We start from the raw sequence: 15,733 nt of genomic DNA, 5'->3' as shown, positions 1-15,733 counted from the left end.
GTTTACCTGATAAACGTGATTATGAAATTTTTACAATTTGGACGAACATTTCCCCGCCAGGTGTTTGAACGGTTACTTTGTCGTCTACTTGTTTACCTAAAAGGCTTTTTGCAATAGGTGAATCGTTTGAAATCTTTCCTTCGAACGGATCAGCTTCTGCGCTTCCCACAATTGTGTAAGATTCTTCTTCGCCGTCTGGTAATTCAACGAATGTCACCGTTTTACCAAGTGAAACAACATTTGAATTTCCTTCATCTTCAATAATTTTGGCATTACGAATCATATTATCAAGCGTTGTAATACGGCCTTCTACAAACGCCTGCTCTTCTTTGGCAGAATCATATTCCGAGTTTTCAGAGAGGTCTCCAAAGCTTCTAGCGATTTTAATACGCTCTACAACCTCTTTACGTTTAACCGTTTTCAAATATTCAAGCTCTTCTTCTAATTTACGTTTTCCTTCTTCTGTCATTGGAAATACTTTTTCTTGTGCCATGAATCATTCACTCCTTCTATTAATCCTCATCATACAAATTTCTGCACGTGAGTGACGACTGAAATATACAAGAATGAGGACATGTTCAGGCCCTCATTCCTTCTGTCCCATATTCGTAAAAGTCCATCTTACATGGCGTCCCTTTTAGATGCAACTATTATGCCTTTTATTAGACAGGACCACTTGCAGCGGTCTAAAATCGCACAAACTGTGGAAAGGCACAGGAAGCTCCTGTACCTCGTTCGGCCATTTCGATCATATGTAGAAGAATAGCTTTCCCATTCTCCATCTTCCAATACATAATATGGTCAGTGTACGATATGTCTATGCTATATTATTACAAAATTGCTTTTTGATCAAGAATTGTTTGAAAATTTGTGATGATTTGTTTGTCGTTTTTTTAATATACTTTTTTAACTTCATTCTTTCGCTATGTTGTAGTGATTTCTCCATCTCTTCTTTTCTTCATTGTTTTATTATCATATCAAACCCTCAAGATTCTTTCTGAGAATGATGCTTTAATAAATGTTCACATATTATTAACAAATATTAACAAGGAAATATTTGGTTTTTGTTGAATTCTATCAATGCAAGACCAAATACATGCTAGGGAGTGTTTTAAATGAACATGAAGAAAACAATTGTTTCTGTTCTATCTATCTCTACCTTATCTTTTTCACTAATGGGCATGGCTTCGGCCAAAGAAACAGCAGATTTCACAGTCAATAGCAGCTCGTCTGGATTTCAAACTTTAGATGTGATTTCGATTCAAGATTACAGTGTATCTTTAAGAGTTGGTGAGCAATACTCGGTCTATAATTCTGCAGCTACACGTTATTGGACAGATAAACAGAGTGTAGCTTCTGTTAGCTCTAATGGAATAGTGACCGCAAATTCACCTGGCAAAGCCACGATCACTCTTTATAAAGGGACGTCTGTCTTAGGACAAGTTTCCGTTACTGTTTATTAATATGATGCTGAAAAGACCTTTACAGTGTAAAGGTCTTTTTCTTCTCCACCTATTACTCTGCTCGGTTTTGAAGAATCGTTTGAATTTTTGTGACCATTAAGTCGATGGCCACATGGTTTTGGCCGCCTTCTGGGATGATGATATCGGCGTATCGTTTTGTCGGTTCAATGAATTGATTATGCATCGGTCTGACAACAGATACATATTGTTCGATCACAGAGTCGATCGAACGGCCTCTTTCCTTCGTATCGCGTAAAATGCGGCGGATGATGCGAAGGTCTGCATCTGTATCAACATACAGTTTAATATCCATTAAGTCTCTCAAACGTTCGTCTTCAAGCGCAAAGATACCTTCAACGATAATGACATCCTTCGGCTCAACATGAACCGTCTCTTCTGAACGTGTGTTCAGCTTAAAATCATATATTGGTTTTTCAATGGATTCGTACCTTAAGAGCTGTTCCAAATGCTCAAACATCAGGTCATTGTCGAATGCAAGCGGATGATCATAGTTCGTGAGCAGGCGCTCTTCAAATGGCATATGACTTTGATTTTTGTAATATAAATCTTGCTGAAGCATGAGGATGGAATGTCCTTTAAATTTTTCATAAATCGAATTGGTGACGCTCGTTTTACCTGAACCCGAGCCGCCAGCAATACCAATGACAACTGGTTTACTCCTCATGTGGCTGTTATTTCCCCTTTCTCATCATGTTGCTAGGGTATACTTTTTGATCAAGCTTGAATTTGACGATTTGCAGCGGATGACGAGCGGCATCTAGTTCATTTCCTTTTTCATCCCAAATCGTCTCAATTTTGCATGTGAAATTCTCAATTTCTGGTCCGAAGAATTCGACTTCGTCGCCTTGCTTAAAGAAGTTACGCTGCTGCAATGTCACGATTTGTTCTTTTTCATCATAATGAAGAACAAGACCTGCGAAATCAAATGTCGTTTTCTTTCCATGAATGCCAAACATTTGTTCATCTGTTCCTGGTACGCCTTCGAAAAAGGCTGGCGCTGTGTCACGGTTTGCGCATTTATCTAATTCATCTAACCATTCCTGCTGAATGACAAAATTGTCTGGATCAGCACAATACGCATCGATGACTTTACGATACACACTTACAACAGTGGCAACATAATGAATGGATTTCATCCGTCCTTCGATTTTTAAGCTGTCAATTCCCATTTCGATCATTTGAGGAATGGATTCAACAAGCTTCAAATCTTTTGGACTCATCGCAAATGGTGCATCTTCTTCACCAAATAAGGGCGCTTCCTCAGAACCTTCTAGTTTATAAAGATCATAATCCCAGCGGCAGGACTGGCAGCAGCCTCCACGGTTAGAATCTCTTGCCGTCATATGGTTACTGAGCACGCAGCGGCCAGAGTATGCAATACACATTGCACCGTGAATGAATGTTTCGATTTCAATATCGACCTTTTCTTTCATTTCTCTAATTTCTAGCGCACTTGTTTCACGTGCGAGCACTACACGCTCAAGCCCTTCTTCCTTCCAAAACTGAACAGCTTTCCAATTTGAAAGAGATTGCTGTGTGCTTAAATGGACTTCAAGCTTCGGTGCAACCCGTTTACATGTTTCAATGATCAGTGGATCAGCTACGATAATGCCTGCTACTCCAGCGCCTTCGATCCCTTGAAGGTATTCCTCCAGCCCGTCCATGTTTTCATTGTGGGCAAAGATATTCGTTGTCACATAAATGCGTGCGCCATATTTGTTTGCAAATGCGACGCCTTCTGCCATTTCTTCAATTGAAAAGTTATCTGCATTTGAGCGAAGTCCAAATTCTTTCCCGCCAATAAAGACAGCGTCAGCTCCGTAATGTACGGCAATTTTCAGCTTTTCCAAGTTTCCTGCGGGTGCAAGCAGTTCTGGTTTTTTTGTAATGACACGTTTCCCATCAATCATTTCAGAAATACCATCTTTCAATAATGCCATTTCCTCTGCCTCCTCTTATATTAATAAACCGTTTCTTTAAAGAAGAATCCTGTATCAATCGAACGATTCACTGGCTGAATCTCTTCAATCCGGTTCACCCAGTCTTCTTTCTGATCTTCATACGCGTCTTTGTCAGTCGTCAGTAAATCAATTGCTTTTCTATAGAGTGATGTCACCTCTGTCATATAAGAAAGTGACTTTAAAATTCCGTCAATTTTAAATGAGTCAATGCCTGCGTCAACAAACTCTTCTAATTCGTCAATCATACACACATCATTTGGACTCATAATATGTGTCCCGTTTGCATCCTCGAAAATAGGGTATTTGTTTTGACGCTCTTGGTCATGCAGGAATAGCCCTTCCTCCATATTTCTGCCTTCGACGTCCATTTGTTTGCCCTGATATTCAAAGTAGTTGCCGATGAGCGTACGTTTCGATTGAAACATACATGTCATGCCATGAACTTGAATTTCAATCTCCACCTCAGCATTTTCTTTGATGTCGATCACACTGTCCATGTTCAGCTCTTTAGCAAGAACAGCACGCGATGCGCCTTTTCTGCCCCAGTAGTTACAAGTGTAATAGTTGGTTCCAGTCGTTTCTGTACTCCAGTGAAGATTCAGGTTCACCCCTGTTTCCTTTGCGGCCATGATCACGGCTGGGTCTCCAAAGACGACGCCGTCCACGTTTAATGAATCGAGAAAGGTTAAATAATCTCCAAGCAGCTGCACGCGGTCATTATGAAAAATCGCATTCATTGCCACATACACTTTTTTGTGATGGGCATGTGCAAGCTGAACCGTTTGTTTCACATCTTCTCTTGAAAACTCACCTGCAAGACGAATACCGTATGTTTGTTCGCCTATTAAGAATGCATCAGCTCCTGCCTCAATTAATGGCAGTACGTCTGACACGCTGCTTGGCGTCACAAGCAATTCTGGTTTCTTCATGATTGGTCACCTCTTTTTGTACTAATGGCGATCCCGTCCCCAACTGGAATAATGCACGTTTGGAAATCAGGGTTTGACATAAGCCATTGATTATATCGATCAATTTTTCCAATTAATTGTTTTTTTCGTTTATCTTCAATTTCTTCTTCATAATTTGTCGCCACTAAGCCTTTGAATAATACATTGTCTGTAATAATCATTCCGTCATGAGCGAGCATCGGTTCAAACAGTTCAAAAAAACGCTTGTACTGCCCTTTTGCAGCATCAATAAAAATCACGTCATAGGGCGCCATCGTTTGGACCGTTTTAGCCGATTCCATTGCATCACCAAAAAACACGTGTATTCTTTCTTTTAACTTTAATTCCTCAATGTTCCGTGTCGCTTCTTCATAGCGCTTTGCATTGCGCTCAATCGTATAAATCTCAGCATCTGGCAGAGCTGTTGCCATTCGAATGGCGGAATAGCCAATCGCTGTCCCGACCTCAAGAATTTTCTTCGGCTTTTTCATCGAAAGCAGCTGCAATAAAAGCTCGATGCTCACCTTTTCCATAATTGGCACATGATGCTCTTTTGCATATATCTCTAATTGAGCGATTGCATCAGGACTTGGGTGAATTAAATGTTCAATATAATCATTTATTCGATCATCTTCGATAGTCATTATCTGTCTAGCTCCTTCATGACCTGAAAAAGAAGAGTCCTGCCTATTGCAGCTCTCTTTCTCGTCAATCTTTCGTTCATCTAAGTAAAAACAACCCGATATATTTTACCACAAAGAAGTGGTAATTGCGAACCTATAAAATGGATATTCCAACGAAAAAAACTGCAGGCAATCTCATATTGTCTACAGTCTTTTTCGATTCACTTGTACGTTAATTGCTGCCTGTGATGTATTTCGCTTTTGCTTTATTATGCTCATTTAACGTTTTCGTAAATACGACTTCGCCATTTTTCTTCGCAAGGAAGTAAACGTAATCCGTTTTCTCTGGATGCAGAGCGGCTTTCCAAGAGGATTCACCAGCATTTGCAATAGGTCCAGGCGGCAGCCCTTTGTTGTTATACGTGTTATAAGGAGATTTCACTTTCAGGTCTTTGTAATAAACGCGGGATTTATGCTCACCTAGTGCATAAAGAACGGTTGGGTCAGTTTGAAGCGGCATGTCCTTTTTCAACCGGTTATAAAATACACTTGAGATTTTTGCCCGATCTGTCTTTTCTGTTGCTTCCATTTCAATCAGTGATGCCATCGTTAACACATCATGTATGGACATGTTTCTCTTTTTCATGTCTTTTTCATACGTTTTCACGTATTGATCTGTTTGTTTAATCATCGCTTCAATGATCGTTTCGAGTGACTCATCCTCACGATAAAATGGATACGTAGCAGGGAATAAATAACCTTCTAACGGATGTTTCACCTGTTTTCCATCCACCTGTGATGTCACGGTTTTCGGATACTTTTTCATTAACGTTTGAATAAAAGCAGGATCATCCAGCTTCGCTTCAACTTCCTTCGCTGAAAAATTCGTCTGGTTTGCAATAATGGCTGCAATATCAGACAGCTGTTTTCCCTCAGGAATCACTAGCTGAAAGGCGTAATCTGTCCCGCCAGATGTCAGCTTTTTAATCAGTGTGTCTGCGTCCATTGTTTGTTTTAAATGAAAATAGCCTGCTTTAAAGCCGGACGCTTTTTTGTATTTTGCATAATAAGTGAAAATCGTGTCATTCGAAATGAGCCCATTATCTTTTAAAATGCCTGCAATTTCGCGGACAGATGTCCCATTTGGAATATGAATATTGATGGTTTGTTTACTTTTTTGATCGACCGGTCCGAGTGCTGATTTAACATATAAAAAGCCTGATAATGCTGCAATGATGATGACAGCAAGGACAGATAACAGGACGATCCCCATTTTTCTTTTGAAGAATGGTCGTTTCTTTTGTTCTGAAAACATGCATGGCCCTCCTCACATCTAGCTTTTATAGTACATGATTCGACGGAGTTCGGCAATTACTTGCTTATGCATCTCATGACAGAACTTGACATAACACGGCTAAACCAATGCCGCCACCGCTTCCAATAGCAGCCATGACATAACTTCTATTCGGTAAGGCGTGCGCTTCATAAAATAATCTCACCATCATAGCAGCTCCTGACGCGCTGTAAGGGTGCCCAAGGCAAAGTGCACCGCCTCTTTTATTGATCCGGTCATATGGTATACCCAGCGTCCGGGCGATAAGTGCTGGTTTCAGCGCAAACGCTTCATTGATTTCAAATAACGCCACTTCTTCTGCTTTTATGTTCTCTTGATGCAAAAGTTTCTTGATCGCATCAATTGGTGAAGCAGCTGGAAAATGAGGATGTATCGCTGTCACAGCGCTTCCGACATACCGTAACATCTCCTTATATCCACTCGCTTCCGCTAGCGATCTTTCCATCACAGCGACAGCAGCTGCTCCGTCTGCTTCCTTACAGCTATTGGCGGCGGTCACAGTTCCTTTTCCCGGTAAAAATACAGGCTTTGCCCGTTTGATCAGCTTTGCCATCGGTCTTATTTTAGCAGCCGCTTCATCTATGCTCATCCCATCAATCGAAACGATTTCTTCTGAATATGTACCATGTGTGAATGCCGCTAAACTTCTTTCCCAGCTTAAAAGGGCATAGTCATCTTGTTCTTTTCTCGTGACAGAAAATGTCGACGCGGTCAGCTCTGCCGCTTCCCCCATATGCGGATCTCCTATCCACTCCGGTGAAAAGCGCGCTCTCTCTTTCATTGGTGATCTAGAAATGCTCTCAGTCCCGCCAGCAATATACTTTGAGCCCTCCCCCGATTGAACCATGACGCAAGCTGTTCTGATGGCTTCAAGTCCCGATGCACATTGCCTGTCAATCGTCATACCAGGAACATGTAAAGGAAGACCTGCTTCTAATGAGGACAGACGGGCCATATTTCCTCCGCCTCCGACGACATTGCCTAATATGACGTCATCTGGTGTCATGATCTGAGACAAATGCCGAATAAGGGGAGCGGCTAATTGCTCTGGGCGATAATCCTTCAGCATCCCATTTTTGTCACCGAAGGGTGTTCGTTTTGCTTGTACGATTACTGCTTGCATGACAATTGCTCCTCCGCCCACCTTTTCATGCTCGCGCGGGCTATTTTTCCGCCGGATGTTTCCATCATTTGATCAATTACAAGCCATTTTTTTGGTACCTTGTAGGCCGCAAGCTTTTCTTTGACAGCTTGTCGAACCGCCTTTATTTGCGGCACTTGCTCCAGTATGGCAACAGGGATTTCACCCCAATATGGGTCAGGAACGCCAACTACAATCGACCGTTTTATCTCTGGCTGTTCATTTAGCACGCGCTCGATTTCCTCAGGAAAAATATTCAGTCCCCCATAAACAATCATGCCATTTTCGCGGCCGCTCATATACAGATAACCGTCTTCATCCAGCCATCCCATGTCGTAAACTGTCAGCCACTCCTGCGGGGGTTTCTCCTCATGTAAGTAGCCTGAAAAAGTCATTGGGCTTTTCACATAAATCCTCCCTGTTTCATTTGGCTGACAGACAGAATGATCGGGGTGCCTTACTTCTACTTGAATGGAGGAGAAAGGCCGTCCAACAGAAGAAGGTTTTTGCAGAAAATCATTTGAAGACAAATAAGAGACAAAACTTAACTCTGATGTGCCATAAAAATCAAAAAAAGTGACATGTGGATGCTTGGTGACGAGCTGTTCTTTTGAAGAGATGCTCCAATCTGCTCCCGATGACATGACAAGAAGCGGATGGTCCCCTCTAAAAGCATCGATTTGCAGTAACGTTTCTGTCATTGTTGGGACAGTATACATAACGGTGATATCACCTGTCTTTAAGGCTTTCTTTGCTTTTCCTGGCACAAATTTTTCTAAAAGCGTCACTGTGCCGCCAAAGTATAATGTACTGATGGCACCATATAAAAAGTGTGAGGATAAAAGTGTACCTAATATGAGAACATGATCTTGATGAGTGATTCCAAATGAAGCGGTGGTCATTCGAAAGCTCTCGATCCATGACTGCTGACGCCTAATAAAGGCTTTCGGTGAGCCCGTTGATCCTGACGTAAAACCCATATAAAAGACTGGGTCCTTCTCGGTATCACTTTTGCTGAATGGACTGTCTGTGAGAAGGCTCATTCTTTCCTTCCATTCAGATAAAGAAATAATCGGTATGTCTACGCTGCTTTGTTCAAATCTTTTCATCAATCGATCCTCTATAATGGCGAGGCCTGCCTCACTTAACAAGAGCTTTTCTACACACTCCTCATGACTCCATCTCGGATCAAGCGGAACGGCTGTCCACCCAGCACAAGCAGCGCCCGCAAATATTTGCAAGAAAGAAGCACCATTTGATAATAAAAAAGCGATTCTTTTTTGCTGATATGCCGTTCCTTGTAACCACTTCGCTGATCTCTGTACTCGTTCGTACCAATCTTGATATGTAATGCTTTCTTGCTCATCGATGATGGCAATCTGATCTGGTTTCATTTCTGCATGCACTGCATAGCTTTCCGTTATTCTGATCAAACTGCACGCCTCCCTTTATGCAGATCCCTTTTTCGATATGACATGGCCTGAATGATTTTGATTGTAAAGACAGCACACATGCCCGCTTTGATGAAATCACCTGGAAGATAAATTAAACTAAGAAAAGCTGCCTGCGTGACCTTAATATGCATCATCATGGCTTGAAAAGGAATGCCGCATAAATATAAAATCCCAATACTGCAAACCGCATAGATCGCAAAAAGACGCAGTGCGGATACTTTTTTCAGCCGATTCACCCATAGGCTGATCATGAAGGCAGCAATTGGATAAGCAAGTAGAAAGCCACCGCTTGGCCCAAAAAAGACCCCAATTCCGCCTCTCCCTCCTGATAAAAGAGGTGCGCCTGCTGCCACAACCAAAAGAAAAAGACATAAACTGATCAGTGCTTGCTTTGGCTTTAACAGCCCCCCAGCAAGCAAAAGACCTGCGGTTTGCAATGTAATCGGTACAGGTGTAAATGTAAGTAAAATCGGCGGAATCAAGCCTAACATCCCGATGACTGCTGTCATTAATGCTATTTGCATCATATCTTGTATTTTCAATATCCATGCACCTCACTCAATTTATTGTTAAAAACAGAGTAAAAGGTGCAGCTCATTATGTCAACATAAAATGAAATTAAGTTAACATAATAGCCGTAAAAAAGACCTGTGAAGAAAGATCATGAAGATCTGTTCACAGGCCTTTTATTCGTTCTATTCTTCGTCTTCTTGATCTAAGAACGTATTTAACGTTTCTTCAATCATGTCCCACTCTTCATCCGTTTCAATCGGCTCTAGCTCGCCATCTTCACCGTCTTCATTCGGTGTGAAGCTTGATGCATGAATTTCAATTTCCTCATTGTCTTGCTCAGAAATTGGGTAGTAAAGAACATATGATTTGTTAAAATGGTCGCTTTCAAAAGTAAATAGTACTTCGCAAAGCTGTTCATTTCCATTATCATCAACGATTGTAATTTGCTTTTCTCCGTGTTCCATTTGATTCACCTCATTTTAATTTAAGCTGTCTAAATATCCTTGCAGGATCATGACAGCCGCCATTTTATCAATGACTTTTTTACGCTTTTGTCTGCTCACATCTGCAGAGATGAGCATTTTTTCCGCTGCCATTGTTGACAGACGCTCGTCCCAAAGCACAACAGGAACATTGTACGTGTTTTCTAGCACTTTCGCAAATGATTGGCTGGCTTCGCCTCTTGGACCGACCGTACCGTTCATATTCTTTGGAAAGCCAAGTACAATTTTATCTGCTCCGTATTCCGCTATGATCTCAGACAGGCGGCTGAGACCAAAGTCTCCGCCTGCTTCATCAATTTTAATTGTTTCAATCCCTTGCGCTGTCCATCCCATTTCATCACTGATCGCAACACCAAGGGTTTTCGTGCCTAAATCCAAGCCTAAAATTCTCATGTTTTACGCCTCTTTATGTGTCTCTAAGTACGATTTAACCAATTCCTCAATTAATTCGTCTCGTTCTAGTTTACGAATTAGGTTGCGTGCATCCTGATGTCTTGGAATATAAGCAGGGTCGCCTGACAGCAAGTATCCGACAATTTGATTGATCGGGTTGTATCCTTTTTCTTGGAGTGCGTCATGAACTGTAATGAGCACTTCATTCACATTGGTTTCAGCTGAATCATCAGAGAAGTTAAACTTCATTGTCTTATCAAATGAACTCACTGCTTCTTGCACCTCTCTTCCAACATTCTACTAGCAAGCTTTTTTCTAACCGCTCATCTAATACCATTATTCTACACTACATCGCCTGATTATAAAACGGATTTGACAGATTCTTCGACAGTTGCCAGTGCTTCTTCAAGCTTTTCTGGTTGTTTTCCGCCTGCTTGAGCCATATCTGGACGTCCGCCTCCGCCTCCGCCGCAGATTTCAGCTGCCTGCTTCACAAGCTTTCCTGCATGCAGACCTTTTTCAATCACGTCTTTAGTCACTCCTGCTGAAATGTTTACTTTTCCGTTTTGAACGGCTCCCAGCACGATGACAGCTGATCCTAATTTAGCTTTCAAGTCATCAACCATTGTTCTTAAATGGTTCATGTCTTTAGCGTTTACTTTTTCAGTTAATACTTTCACTCCGCCAACTTCTGTCACTTTCTCTAAAATAGAGCCTGCTTCTGCTTGGCTTAATTTCGCAAGGAGAGATTCGTTTTCTCTTTGAACCTCTTTTAAATCTGCCTGTAATGAAGCAATCCGTTTTGGTACATCCTTCGTATTTGACTTCAGCTCACTTGCTGCCTGCTCTAAAATCGCCAGCTGGTCATTTAATTCTTCATAAGCACCTTTACCAGTCACAGCTTCAATACGACGTGTTCCAGCACCAATACCCGACTCAGACGCAATTTTAAACAAACCGATTTCCGCAGTGTTTTGCACGTGACAGCCGCCGCATAGCTCAATGCTGTAATCGCCCACTTGGACAACACGCACGATATCGCCATACTTCTCGCCAAAGAGCGCCATTGCACCCATTTCTTTTGCTTCAGCAATTGGTTTCAGATCAATAGCAACAGAGATACCTTCCCATATCTTTTCGTTCACGATTTTTTCAATTTGAGACAATTCTTCTTTCGTCACTTGTCCAAAATGAGAGAAATCAAAGCGAAGTCTGTTTTCATTCACCAATGACCCTGCTTGGTTTACGTGGCTGCCTAATACATCTTTCAGCGCCTGATGCAGAAGGTGTGTCGCTGTATGGTTTTTCACAATGCCTTTTCGAAGAGCTGATTCCACTTCAGCAGTGACCTCGAGACCTTTTTGAGCCGTACCGCTTACAACGACTCCTTCATGGACATGCTGACCGTTTGGCGCTTTTTTCACATCTTTGATCTCAATGATGGCTTCTGCACTTTTTAGTGTTCCTTTATCCGCTACTTGTCCGCCGCTTTCCGCATAGAAAGGTGTTTCATCTAACAAGATTTGCACCGTGTCTCCTTCATGTGCTTCCGAGACAATTTCACCATTTTGAAGCAATTCGATAATGCGAGTATCCGCAGTTAAATTTTCGTAGCCAACAAATGTGCTTTCTACTTTAATATCGCCTAATGCGCCGCCTTGAACCTGCATACTGCCGACATCTTGTCTCGCATTTCTTGCCCGTTCACGCTGCTTCTCCATTTCCGCTTGGAAGCCTTCTCGATCAACTGTCATGTTCTCATCTTCTGCATATTCTTCTGTCAGCTCGACAGGGAATCCATACGTGTCATACAGTTTAAATACATCTTCACCTGAAATCTGTGTGCTGCCTTTGTCTCTTTCTTTTTTAATTACTTCTGACAAAATGGCTAACCCTTCGTTCAGTGTTTCATGGAAGCGTTCTTCTTCGTTTTTGATGACTTTCGCAATAAATTCTTCTTTTGCTTGTACATCTGGGTAGAAATCCTTCATGATCTCAGCAACAACTGGCACTAGATCATACATAAACGGACGGTGGATATGGATCGTTTTTGCATAACGCACAGCACGGCGCAGCAAACGTCTTAATACATATCCGCGGCCTTCATTGGAAGGAAGTGCTCCGTCACTTACAGCAAAGGCAACTGTCCGGATGTGGTCAGCAATGACTTTGAATGCTGTATCCTTTTCCTTTGTTTCGCCATAGCTTTCTCCAGAAATGGTCTCAACTGCACGAATAATTGGCATAAATAGGTCTGTATCGAAGTTCGTCGGCACATTTTGAATGACAGATACCATTCGTTCAAGACCCATCCCTGTATCAATGTTTTTCTTCGGAAGTGGTGTGTATGACCCATCTGGATTATGGTTGAATTCAGAGAACACAAGATTCCATACTTCTAGATAACGCTCGTTTTCCCCGCCAGGGTATAATTCTGGATCGTTCAAGTCGTGACCGTATGATTCGCCTCGGTCATAGAAAATTTCTGTATTCGGTCCGCTTGGGCCCTCGCCAATATCCCAGAAGTTTCCTTCAAGACGAATAATACGTTCTTCAGGCACACCAATTTTATCTCTCCAAAGGATATATGCTTCTTCGTCCTCTGGGTGGACTGTCACAGATAACAAATTCGGATCAAAGCCGATCCATTCGTCACTTGTGAGGAATTCCCACGCCCATTCAATGGCCTCTTCTTTAAAATAGTCACCAATAGAGAAGTTGCCAAGCATTTCAAAGAACGTGTGATGGCGTGCTGTCTTCCCTACATTTTCAATATCATTCGTACGAATCGATTTTTGCGCGTTGCAAATACGCGGATTGTCAGGTACGACGCGGCCATCAAAGTATTTTTTTAATGTTGCCACACCACTGTTGATCCATAAAAGTGTCGGATCATCATGCGGTACAAGTGACGCACTCGGTTCTACAGCATGTCCTTTTTCTTTAAAAAAGTCTAAAAACATTTGACGTACTTGAGCTGAAGTTAAAGTTTTCATTCAAAAATCCTCCCTTTTCATTCATCAATCTCCACACAAACACAAAAACATCCCGCCCTATGCAAGCACAAAACGACTTACACAGGGACGAGATGTTCTCGCGGTACCACCCTGATTATAGACAAATTCGTCTATCACCTTCACATCCGATAACGCCGGAAGAGAGCGGCAGTGTTTATCTGCACTCGGGACTAGCTTCCGTTAAAGGTCTGATAAGGCTTTTCTCAGCAAATAAAGCCTCTCTCTGCAACAGCTTTTTAACGTACTCGGGTCCGTCATTGAATTTCAATATGTATGAATCGAAATTATTATAGACAACTCGGCTCGTCTTGTCAATGAACGCTTCGCCTCATCAGGATATATTGCACAATGACCACCCTAATAATCGCAGCTGTTGGTACTGCTAAAATCATCCCAATTAAGCCAAACAGCTCCCCTCCTGCTAGCAAGACAAGCATAATCACAACAGGATGCATATGAAGACTTCGCCCTACAATGATTGGACTGAGGACATTACTCTCTAAAAATTGAAGCACCGCTACTGTGATCAGCACAATGATGACCGATTTCACCGAAATGGTAAACGCAATAAAGACGGCAGGAACTGCGCCAATAATCGGTCCAAAATACGGTATCACATTCGTTGCTCCTATCATCATACCAAGGACGAGCGGGTACGGGATATGAAAAAGCCAAAGCACAATCGCTGCTGCACCCCCGATTAAAGAACAGACAAGCAGCTGCCCTCGAATATAATCACCAAGCGATTCATCCACTGCTTTGACAAAAGCGTGCCCCCTCTTCCTAAATGATGGCGGCGTTAAATACCATGCCGCCCGCTTCATCATGTTCATGTCTTTTACCATATAAAAAACAAGAAAAGGAATGAGTGCTGCGACTAATGCGTAATCAAGTAAAACTTTACAGCTAAGAATCATCCGCTCAGCGCCGTTGGCTGCATATGTCTCCGATTGAACAATAAAGCGATCCAAGCGGTCGTGAAGTCCGTCAGGCCAGTGACTCGTATGACGATGAATATGTGATAATGCGCCATTATACGTTTCGGCAAGGACAGGAATCTGTTCTGACAGCTCATTTAACTGCGTGATCATAACAGGCGCTCCTTTATAAACCGCAAACCCAATCCCGCCAAAAAACAGGACATAGATCAATAGGAGGCTGACTGTTCTTGGCAGTCCTCTTGCATGCAGTCTTTCAACAATAGGATAAAGCAGATAAGAAATAAAAATGGCAATGAGAAGCGGAATCAGAACCGCCTTCAGCAATAAAAAAATAGGCATCCATAACTCGTCAAGCTGCAGTAAAATGAGCAAGGATGCAAGGACAAGCAGAACCCCTGCAGCATATATCAGAAATTGGATCGGACGTTTCTTCACCTTTTTCACCTCTCTTCTTATTGTTTAACCATCTTCTGCAATTATCCACGTAAATAAAATTTGTCCTAACTTTGTTAAAAATGAATACACATGAAACATACAGCTCCATCCAAAGTCACTGTTTGCTGTAAAATCTCGTCAGAAAATATTCCATCATTTACTTCTTTTTACACAAGTTGTGCTAGAATCCACTTTAGCTTTAGCCAATGATACACAAGAGGAGGTTCTTCATGATCACATTCGAAGAAGTCAACAAGCATTATGGCCAGTTCCATGTACTTAAGGACATTAACCTACATATTCAAAAAGGGGAGGTTGTTGTGATCATCGGTCCTTCAGGATCTGGAAAAAGCACGATGCTCAGATGTATCAATCGTCTTGAAAGCATTGATGAGGGAAAAGTTCTCGTCAACCAAGTGTCTGTTCAGCATCCGAAGACCAACATCAATCTTGTCAGGCAAAATATCGGCATGGTCTTTCAGCATTTTCACCTTTATCCGCATAAGACGGTACTTGAAAACATTATGCTTGCGCCGATGAAGGTCAAAAAAGTGAGCAAGGAAGAAGCAAAGGAAACAGCTGAATTTTATTTAAATAAAGTCGGCATTCCTGAAAAAGCAGACACCTATCCTTCAAGACTCTCTGGCGGACAGCAGCAGCGCGTTGCCATTGCAAGAGGGCTTGCGATGAAGCCAGAGGTCATGCTTTTCGACGAACCGACATCTGCACTTGATCCAGAGATGATCGGCGAGGTATTAGATGTGATGAAGCAGCTGGCCCGTGAAGGCATGACCATGGTTGTCGTCACGCATGAGATGGGCTTTGCCCGCGAAGTGGCCGACCGCATTGTTTTTATTGATGAAGGCAGAATTCTTGAAGAATCAACACCGGCTGCATTTTATGAAAAACCGCAAGAGAAACGTGCCCAATTATTTTTAAGCCGTATTTTAAATCACTAGGGGGAATG

At 42.1% G+C, this 15,733-nt stretch carries 16 protein-coding genes and 1 other annotated feature; of the genes, 2 read left to right on the top strand and 14 right to left on the bottom strand.

All coding sequences use genetic code 11. The features are described 5' to 3' along the window. Positions 1-19 precede the first annotated feature (19 nt). Positions 20-493: a transcription elongation factor GreA gene (gene greA, locus JVX94_RS01890; RefSeq protein ID WP_008358505.1), complete on the bottom strand. Its 474-nt coding sequence runs from the start codon at positions 491-493 to the stop codon at positions 20-22. Between the two features lie 622 nt (positions 494-1,115). On the opposite strand from greA, the gene JVX94_RS01885 reads away from it, so the two are divergent. Beyond that, entirely contained in the window at positions 1,116-1,463 is a 348-nt protein-coding gene (locus JVX94_RS01885; RefSeq protein ID WP_205184386.1) for an Ig-like domain-containing protein, read from the top strand. Between the two features lie 52 nt (positions 1,464-1,515). Here JVX94_RS01885 and udk read toward each other — a convergent pair whose 3' ends face one another. From udk to JVX94_RS01820, 13 genes are all read right to left on the bottom strand, one after another. Then, positions 1,516-2,148 carry a uridine kinase gene (gene udk / locus JVX94_RS01880; protein WP_024423106.1) on the bottom strand — a complete coding sequence of 211 codons (633 nt, stop codon included), beginning with the start codon at positions 2,146-2,148 and terminating at the stop codon, positions 1,516-1,518. 7 nt (positions 2,149-2,155) lie between these two features. Further along, on the bottom strand, positions 2,156-3,424 hold the full coding sequence (locus JVX94_RS01875) for a peptidase U32 family protein (RefSeq protein ID WP_024423107.1): 1,269 nt from the start codon (positions 3,422-3,424) through the stop codon (positions 2,156-2,158). A gap of 20 nt (positions 3,425-3,444) precedes the next feature. Further along, on the bottom strand, positions 3,445-4,374 hold the full coding sequence (locus JVX94_RS01870; protein ID WP_144484744.1) for a peptidase U32 family protein: 930 nt from the start codon (positions 4,372-4,374) through the stop codon (positions 3,445-3,447). After that, entirely contained in the window at positions 4,371-5,036 is a 666-nt protein-coding gene (locus JVX94_RS01865) for an O-methyltransferase (RefSeq protein WP_039180249.1), read from the bottom strand. Before JVX94_RS01865 ends, JVX94_RS01870 begins: the two co-directional genes overlap by 4 nt. A gap of 211 nt (positions 5,037-5,247) precedes the next feature. Then, positions 5,248-6,330, bottom strand: coding sequence for an endolytic transglycosylase MltG (mltG, locus tag JVX94_RS01860; RefSeq protein WP_144484746.1), 1,083 nt, complete (start codon positions 6,328-6,330; stop codon positions 5,248-5,250). A gap of 73 nt (positions 6,331-6,403) precedes the next feature. After that, positions 6,404-7,492, bottom strand: a complete 1,089-nt coding sequence (locus JVX94_RS01855) for an acetyl-CoA C-acyltransferase (protein WP_205184384.1) — start codon at positions 7,490-7,492, stop codon at positions 6,404-6,406. Then, positions 7,480-8,940 carry an acyl-CoA synthetase gene (locus JVX94_RS01850; protein ID WP_205185493.1) on the bottom strand — a complete coding sequence of 487 codons (1,461 nt, stop codon included), beginning with the start codon at positions 8,938-8,940 and terminating at the stop codon, positions 7,480-7,482. Before JVX94_RS01850 ends, JVX94_RS01855 begins: the two co-directional genes overlap by 13 nt. Further along, complete coding sequence (locus JVX94_RS01845; protein ID WP_205184383.1) at positions 8,940-9,506, bottom strand: biotin transporter BioY; 567 nt, start codon at positions 9,504-9,506, stop codon at positions 8,940-8,942. Before JVX94_RS01845 ends, JVX94_RS01850 begins: the two co-directional genes overlap by 1 nt. 153 nt (positions 9,507-9,659) lie before the next feature. After that, entirely contained in the window at positions 9,660-9,941 is a 282-nt protein-coding gene (locus tag JVX94_RS01840) for a DUF1292 domain-containing protein (RefSeq protein WP_024423112.1), read from the bottom strand. A 15-nt stretch (positions 9,942-9,956) separates the two neighbouring features. Beyond that, entirely contained in the window at positions 9,957-10,373 is a 417-nt protein-coding gene (ruvX, locus tag JVX94_RS01835; protein WP_024423113.1) for a Holliday junction resolvase RuvX, read from the bottom strand. A 3-nt stretch (positions 10,374-10,376) separates the two neighbouring features. Next, positions 10,377-10,643, bottom strand: a complete 267-nt coding sequence (locus JVX94_RS01830) for an IreB family regulatory phosphoprotein (protein WP_008358522.1) — start codon at positions 10,641-10,643, stop codon at positions 10,377-10,379. An 89-nt stretch (positions 10,644-10,732) separates the two neighbouring features. Further along, positions 10,733-13,369, bottom strand: coding sequence for an alanine--tRNA ligase (gene alaS, locus JVX94_RS01825; protein ID WP_144484754.1), 2,637 nt, complete (start codon positions 13,367-13,369; stop codon positions 10,733-10,735). An 80-nt stretch (positions 13,370-13,449) separates the two neighbouring features. Then, positions 13,450-13,657: a binding site (T-box leader), on the bottom strand. Between the two features lie 44 nt (positions 13,658-13,701). Further along, the gene (locus JVX94_RS01820; protein WP_205184381.1) at positions 13,702-14,766 is read right to left on the bottom strand and encodes an AI-2E family transporter; all 1,065 of its coding nucleotides are present in this window, start codon (positions 14,764-14,766) and stop codon (positions 13,702-13,704) included. A gap of 230 nt (positions 14,767-14,996) precedes the next feature. Here JVX94_RS01820 and JVX94_RS01815 point away from each other — a divergent pair, with 230 nt between their 5' ends. Then, positions 14,997-15,725 (top strand): amino acid ABC transporter ATP-binding protein, encoded by a 729-nt coding sequence (locus JVX94_RS01815; protein WP_048238982.1) that lies wholly within the window; start codon positions 14,997-14,999, stop codon positions 15,723-15,725. Positions 15,726-15,733: the final 8 nt, after the last annotated feature.

This window comes from Bacillus sp. PDNC022 (genome assembly GCF_016919285.1).
Lineage (GTDB): Bacteria > Bacillota > Bacilli > Bacillales > Bacillaceae > Bacillus > Bacillus safensis.
This window is presented reverse-complemented; position numbering and strand designations above follow the sequence as displayed.

Bases quoted from the DNA above. Each gene is read 5' to 3' on its own strand.
- greA (WP_008358505.1), bottom strand. From the start codon at position 493: ATGGCACAAGAAAAAGTATTTCCAATGACAGAAGAAGGAAAACGTAAA.
- JVX94_RS01885 (WP_205184386.1), top strand. From the start codon at position 1,116: ATGAACATGAAGAAAACAATTGTTTCTGTTCTATCTATCTCTACCTTA.
- udk (WP_024423106.1), bottom strand. From the start codon at position 2,148: ATGAGGAGTAAACCAGTTGTCATTGGTATTGCTGGCGGCTCGGGTTCA.
- JVX94_RS01875 (WP_024423107.1), bottom strand. From the start codon at position 3,424: ATGGCATTATTGAAAGATGGTATTTCTGAAATGATTGATGGGAAACGT.
- JVX94_RS01870 (WP_144484744.1), bottom strand. From the start codon at position 4,374: ATGAAGAAACCAGAATTGCTTGTGACGCCAAGCAGCGTGTCAGACGTA.
- JVX94_RS01865 (WP_039180249.1), bottom strand. From the start codon at position 5,036: ATGACTATCGAAGATGATCGAATAAATGATTATATTGAACATTTAATT.
- mltG (WP_144484746.1), bottom strand. From the start codon at position 6,330: ATGTTTTCAGAACAAAAGAAACGACCATTCTTCAAAAGAAAAATGGGG.
- JVX94_RS01855 (WP_205184384.1), bottom strand. From the start codon at position 7,492: ATGCAAGCAGTAATCGTACAAGCAAAACGAACACCCTTCGGTGACAAA.
- JVX94_RS01840 (WP_024423112.1), bottom strand. From the start codon at position 9,941: ATGGAACACGGAGAAAAGCAAATTACAATCGTTGATGATAATGGAAAT.
- ruvX (WP_024423113.1), bottom strand. From the start codon at position 10,373: ATGAGAATTTTAGGCTTGGATTTAGGCACGAAAACCCTTGGTGTTGCG.
- alaS (WP_144484754.1), bottom strand. From the start codon at position 13,369: ATGAAAACTTTAACTTCAGCTCAAGTACGTCAAATGTTTTTAGACTTT.
- JVX94_RS01815 (WP_048238982.1), top strand. From the start codon at position 14,997: ATGATCACATTCGAAGAAGTCAACAAGCATTATGGCCAGTTCCATGTA.